The following is a 5,531-nucleotide window of genomic DNA, read 5'->3' on the forward strand; positions in this document are numbered from 1 at the left end:
CTTAGGGTCTCGTGGGCTCGGAGATGTGTATAAGAGGCAGGGGGTTTGTCGGGGGGCACGCGTTCGAGGACGACCCGCTGAAGGGTGTGGCGGTCGGGATCGGGCTGGCGCTGTCGGTGACGGCGGTGGTGGAGGGTGTGCGGTTCCTGCGGCGCCGCCGGGGTGCGGCGGCCGTGCCGGACGGACGCGGCGTGGAGGCCGCCGACCGGGTGGGGCCGATGTCGGGCGTGTGAGGTCCGCCCGGTTCGTGTGGGTGGCGAGGTTGCCGACAGATGACTCTAAGGTGAACTTCAGTCTTCTGTGTGATGTCTCAAAGGTGTCGGGCAGGGGTCGTTTCGAGTGTGAGGGGGAGCATGGGGGCGCCGGATTTCAGCGCTGAGCTGTACCGGGACATCACCGGGTTCGCCGAGGGCACGCCGTCGTGGGTGCATTCGGCGGCGGAGGTGGGGACCGACGGGGGCCTGCTGCTGTTCGCCGCGCTGTTCGTGGCGGGCTGGTGGCGGGCCCGGGGGCGGGACGCGCGGTCGATGGGCCTGGCGCTGGCGGCGCCGTTCGCGGTGGTGGCGGCGTATCTGGTGAGCGAGGTGTCCAAGACCTTCGTCGGGCAGGAGCGTCCGTGCCGGGCGGTGGCGGGGGCGGTGCACATCGCGGCGTGCCCGTCGCCGGGCGACTGGTCGTTCCCGAGCAATCACGCGACGATCGCGGCGGCGTCGGCCGCGGCGATCGTGGTGGCGTCGCGTGCGCTGGCGCCGCTGGTGCTGCCGCTGGCGGCGCTGATGGCGTTCTCGCGGGTGTTCGTGGGCGTGCACTACCCGCATGACGTGGCCGCGGGGTTCCTGGTCGGGGTGGTGGTGGCGCCGGCGGCGGCGCTGGTGCTGGTGGCGGTGGCGCGGCGGGCGGTGGAGGCGCTGCGCGGCGTGGCGGCTGGGGCGGCGCTGCTGGGCGCGGGTCCCGCGGCGGCGCCGAGCTCGCTCGGCCCGCGCGCCGGTGTCGCAGTCCCGGCCACCGGTGTGGGTGCCGTCCCGCGGGGCGTGCCGGTGCCCGCCGGGGCGGGCCCGGTGAGCCGGGGCGGCGGGCTGCCGGAGCCGCCGGCCGCCGAGGTGACGATGCCGGACGTGATGGGCGGCCTGACCAGCAGGCACGGCCCGCTCCCCTAGTAGGGGTCCCCGCAGCACTCGCCAAAAATCGGGCGGATATGGCTGAGTAGGCTCCCGACCTGCGGATCTGGCGGAGTTGGGGGAGGTCGAGGGCTCCCGGAGATCGGCCGGGACGAGCTGGCGAGGTTCTTCACGCTGACCCCGGCGCATATCGCGTTCGTCGATCCCGGCCGGGGTCGCGGTCCGGCGGACCGGCTCGGTCTGGCCGTGGCGTTGTGCACGTTGCCGTGGCTGGGCTTCGTGCCGGACAAGGTGTCCTCGGCACCGCCAGTTGTGGTGGTACGGCTGGCTGATCAGCTCAGCGTCGCCCCGGACGAGTTGCGGGCCTACGGGCAGCGGGCGAAGACCCGAGCCGAGCATCTGCGGCTGGTAGCGAGGTATCCGGGCTGGCGGCTGCCTACCACCTTGGAACTCAAGGAACCGGACGAGTTCCTGCTGGCGCGGGCGATGGAGCACGATTCGCCGACGCCGCTGTTCCGGCTGGGGTGCGAGTACCTGATCTCGGCGCGGGTGATCCGGCCTGGCCCGGTCACCGTGGTCGAGCGAGTCGCTCACGCCCGTGCCGAGGCGCAGCGGGAGACCTTCGACCGGCCGGCGCACGGGTTCACCGACGGGCGCCGCGCTGGACAGACTGCTCGCCATCGACCCGGAGATCCGCACGACCCGGGCTGCGGTGGCCGGCCAGAGGAGCGGCAGGCGCTGCTGGATGACCGCCGGACAGGACAAGGGTGCCCGGACGAGGGGAAGAGGCCTGGCCCGGTTCCTCGTCGAGGTGGTCTCGCTTCATCAGGCCGGCAGGGCGATCACCGGACGAGCATGAGTTTGCCGCCGGGGCGGCGGGATTGGCTGAGCTTGGCCGCTTCCTGGATCTGGTCGAGGGTGTAGGTGCGGGCGACCGGTACGACGAGGATGCCTTCGCCGGCGAGCCTGGCGAACTCATTCATCTGGTCGTAGCGGATCTCGGTGGTGATCCGGACGCCCAGTTCGGCTGCGGCGGCGAAGTCCGAGACGGTGAGGACACGGTCGGGATCCCCGGTCAGCTCGATCAAAGGTCGGTAGCGAGCCGCCGGCCGGGCTGGGCTGGTCGGCGCGGTCGATCCGGCCCCCGGTCGGCGCGGTGTCCAGGGCGCGGTCCACGGGGCCTGGGGTCAGTGCGCTGACGCGTTCGGCCATGCCCTCGCCGTAGGCGGTCACCTGAGCGCCGATCTCTTCCAGGGCGGCGGCCCGAGTCGGCCCGGCTGTGGCGATCACCCGAATACCCCGGTGCAGCGCGAAGCGCACCGCCGCCTCACCCACGGTGGTGCCCGCGCCGTGGACGAGCAGCAGCTCACCCGGCTGGACGCCGAGGTCGTCGAGTGCGCGCCACGCCGTCTCGGCCGCCATCGGCAGAGCGGCGGCCTGCTCGGCGGTCACGCCCTCGGGAATGCGTGCCCAGGCCGGCATCAGCGCGTACTCGGCGGCGCCGGCCGTCGGGCCGTCGAAAGTGGCCGGGCCGAACACGCGGTCGCCGATCCGGACGCCGGTGACGCCCTCGCCGAGCGCGTCGACGGTGCCCGCGACCTCGAGGCCGAGCCCGCGCGGCAGCGGCGGCAGATGGTCGGCGAGGAGACCGTCGACGACGTGCCAGTCGGCCGGTGTCAGGCCGCACGCCCGCACGGCGATCCGGATCTGGCCGGGTCCCGGCTCCGGCTGTGGGACGTCGCGGAGCACGATCACGTCCGGGGAACCGAACCGGTCGAATTGCAGAGCCTTCATGACGATCTCCTGGCTGATAACAGCATCTGTTGTCATTGACCGTACCAGCTGATAACAGCTCCTGTTGTCGTACCCTGGTGGGTATGCCGCGATGGGAATCCGACGCACAGGGCCGGCTCGAACGCGCGGCGCTCGAGCTGTTCGAGACGCAGGGGTTCGAGCGCACCTCGGTCGCGCAGATCGCAAGCGCCGCCGGTCTGAAGGAGCGCTCCTTCTATCGCTACTTCCGCGACAAGCGGGAAGTCCTCTTCGCCGGCAACGAACTCGAGGCTCACCTCGTCGCCCAGGTCGAGGCGGCAGACCCGGGCCTCACCCCGATCGAGGCGCTGCTGACCGCGCTGGGAACCGCCGAGGATATCTTCCGCCCACGCGAGTTCCTGCTGCGCCGGGGAAGAGTGATCGCCGCCAACCCGGCACTGGCCGAGCGCGATCTGATCAAGCTCGCCGACATCGCCGACGCGCTGGCACCGGCGCTCGAGCGCCGCGGTGTCGAGCCCGGCAAAGCACGCTTCATCATCGACGTGGTGCTGGCGATCCACCGGCGCGCCATGCCCCGCTGGCTAGCCGAGCCGGACAGCACCCTCGCTCAGCTCATGGCCCAAGCCGCCGCCGAGCTGCGCGAGGCGGTCACACTGCCGGCTCCGACAGTCCGCTGAGTCGACCGTGACCAAACTCGGCACTCGGCGGACCGCACCCGGCAAGACCGGCGGGCCGACCATCCGCGCCGTCGTCGGCTCCTGGCTCACCTGGTGCGCGGCCAAGCAGCACTGGACCGAGCCCATCCTGCCGGATTCGGCCGAGCGGCGGCGCGAGAACAACGACGGCACCAAGGCCGTGTCCCGCTCCCGGATCGATCGGCTGTGCCGACCGCCGCGACGTGCCGGTGCGGAAGAAGACGCAAGGGCGGCGACACCATGTGGATCACTTGGGGCACCGACACCGCCCACCTGCTGCCCCGGCTGATCGCGGGCCGCGAACGCGGCCCGCTGTTCCTGTCCGGATACCGCCCCGGCCCGCACCGCCGCGCCACCACCGACCCGGACGACATCTGCCCGGAAACCGGCCGGGCCCGGCTGGGCTACGACCGCGCCCGGATCCTGCTCGGCCACTACGGCGACGGCCTCCGGCTCCAGCGACTCCGGCACAGCTCAGCCACCCACCTCGGAGACACCAACACGTCCGCGAACGCGATCATGGCCAAGACCGGGGCGCAAATCCCTGCGCAGCGTCCAGCGCTGCGTCAACCCGGCCTCGCCGCCGTGCACCAGGCCACCGAGACGCTGTCCGGCCCGCAACGCCGCGGATAACGCCACATCACTGCAGGTCAGGCATGTCCGCCCGTCTTTCGGCGAGTACTACGGGGACCCCTGGTACGCCGCGCCGCCCTGGCCGCGCACGTTCCGCACCGGTCCGGGACGCCGCGCGGCGGGGCCCGGGGCCGGGCGGTGTCAGGTCCTTTCGTCGATGCCGTCGACGAGTCCGGCCTCGTAGGCGATGACGGCGGCCTGGACGCGGTTGCGGACGTCCAGCCGGGTGAGGATCGCGCTGACGTAGGCCTTGACGGTGCCCTCCACGACGTGCAGCCGCGCGGCGATCTCCGCGTTGGACAGGCCGGCGCCCAACAGTGCCAGGACGTCGCGTTCGCGGGGGGTGAGACCAGTGGTGCGGCGGCGGGCGCGGGCACCGCCGGACAGGCGTCCGCCGCCGAGTTCGGTGATGACGCGGTAGGCGACCTTCGGGGACAGGTAGGCGGCGCCGCCGGCGACGGCGCGGACCCCGGCGATGAGCTCGCGGGGGTCGCCGGACTTGAGGAGGAAGCCGCTGGCGCCGCCGGACAGGGCGCGGGCGATGTACTCGTCCTCGCCGAACGTGGTGAGCATGATGAGGGCGGTGCCGGGGGCGGCGCGGCGGAGTTCGGCGGCGGCGGCGAGGCCGTCCAGGCGGGGCATGCGGATGTCCAGGAGGGCGACCTCGGGGCGGTGGCGGAGGGTGAGGTCGACGGCTTCGCGGCCGTCGGCGGCCTCGGCGACCACGTCGATGCCGGGGTCGGCGGCCAGGATCGCGCGGACGCCCGCGCGGATCATCGCCTCGTCGTCGGCGAGCAGTACCCGGATCAATCGGTGCCCTTTCGCTGCTGGGCGCTGAGCTGCCCGGTGTCGTAGGAGTCCTTGCCGGTCAGCCGGCCGCCGGTGAAGCAGAGCCGGTAGTAGCGGTTGACGCCGATGAGGTTGGCGTCGGGCCGGTAGTAGCGGCAGTCGGCGTGCGGGGGTTCGGGGACGGCGGCCTTGACGACGCCGGAGCCCATCGCCTCCATGCGCGGCAGGGCGTCCTGGACGTCGGTCTGGGCGGCGCCGAGGCGCAGCGCGGCGTAGTCGGCGGGCGCGAGGACGGAGTTGAGGGTGGCGTAGATGTAGTAGCCGGCCATGATGACGCCGAGCGCGGCCATGAGCCCGGTGGGGACGGCGATGGCGGTGATCAGGCCGCGGCGGACCTGGCGGCGTTCGCGGGCCAGGTGGCGGGCGGATTCGGAGGACCACTCCCCCGTGCCCGTGCCGGTGAGTCCGAGGGCGCCGCGCAGTGCCGCGCCGGCCGGTGGCGGGGCGGCGGCCGGGCGGGTGG

7 protein-coding genes and 2 pseudogenes are annotated in these 5,531 nt (G+C 73.0%); 5 read left to right on the forward strand and 4 right to left on the reverse strand.

Features of this window, described 5'->3' with window-relative positions:
- The first annotated feature begins 11 nt into the window (after positions 1–11).
- From ETD83_RS44070 to ETD83_RS45130, 3 genes and pseudogenes are all read left to right on the forward strand, one after another.
- Positions 12–233, forward strand: coding sequence for a hypothetical protein (locus ETD83_RS44070; RefSeq protein WP_205718126.1), 222 nt, complete (start codon positions 12–14; stop codon positions 231–233).
- A gap of 120 nt (positions 234–353) precedes the next feature.
- Positions 354–1,157, forward strand: a complete 804-nt coding sequence (locus ETD83_RS38645; RefSeq protein ID WP_138650146.1) for a phosphatase PAP2 family protein — start codon at positions 354–356, stop codon at positions 1,155–1,157.
- Between the two features lie 102 nt (positions 1,158–1,259).
- Positions 1,260–1,703: pseudogene (locus ETD83_RS45130) on the forward strand (DUF4158 domain-containing protein); the annotation flags it as partial.
- Positions 1,704–1,960: 257 nt separating this feature from the next.
- Here ETD83_RS45130 and ETD83_RS45135 read toward each other — a convergent pair.
- On the reverse strand, positions 1,961–2,101 hold the full coding sequence (locus ETD83_RS45135) for a zinc-binding dehydrogenase (RefSeq protein WP_230421482.1): 141 nt from the start codon (positions 2,099–2,101) through the stop codon (positions 1,961–1,963).
- Positions 2,094–2,912, reverse strand: coding sequence for an NADP-dependent oxidoreductase (locus ETD83_RS38655; protein WP_205718127.1), 819 nt, complete (start codon positions 2,910–2,912; stop codon positions 2,094–2,096). Before ETD83_RS38655 ends, ETD83_RS45135 begins: the two co-directional genes overlap by 8 nt.
- Before the next feature lie 83 nt (positions 2,913–2,995).
- On the opposite strand from ETD83_RS38655, the gene ETD83_RS38660 reads away from it, so the two are divergent.
- Positions 2,996–3,568 (forward strand): TetR/AcrR family transcriptional regulator, encoded by a 573-nt coding sequence (locus tag ETD83_RS38660; protein ID WP_138650147.1) that lies wholly within the window; start codon positions 2,996–2,998, stop codon positions 3,566–3,568.
- A gap of 258 nt (positions 3,569–3,826) precedes the next feature.
- Positions 3,827–4,219 carry a hypothetical protein gene (locus ETD83_RS38665; protein WP_205718128.1) on the forward strand — a complete coding sequence of 131 codons (393 nt, stop codon included), beginning with the start codon at positions 3,827–3,829 and terminating at the stop codon, positions 4,217–4,219.
- 141 nt (positions 4,220–4,360) lie between these two features.
- Here ETD83_RS38665 and ETD83_RS38670 read toward each other — a convergent pair whose 3' ends face one another.
- Both ETD83_RS38670 and ETD83_RS43245 read right to left on the reverse strand, forming a co-directional pair.
- Complete coding sequence (locus ETD83_RS38670) at positions 4,361–5,029, reverse strand: response regulator (RefSeq protein ID WP_138650148.1); 669 nt, start codon at positions 5,027–5,029, stop codon at positions 4,361–4,363.
- Positions 5,026–5,531 (reverse strand): annotated as a pseudogene (locus ETD83_RS43245) (hypothetical protein); the annotation flags it as partial. The gene ETD83_RS38670 and the pseudogene ETD83_RS43245, both read right to left, overlap by 4 nt.

It is taken from the genome of Actinomadura soli, from assembly GCF_005889715.1.
In the GTDB taxonomy this organism is placed as follows: domain Bacteria; phylum Actinomycetota; class Actinomycetes; order Streptosporangiales; family Streptosporangiaceae; genus Spirillospora; species Spirillospora soli.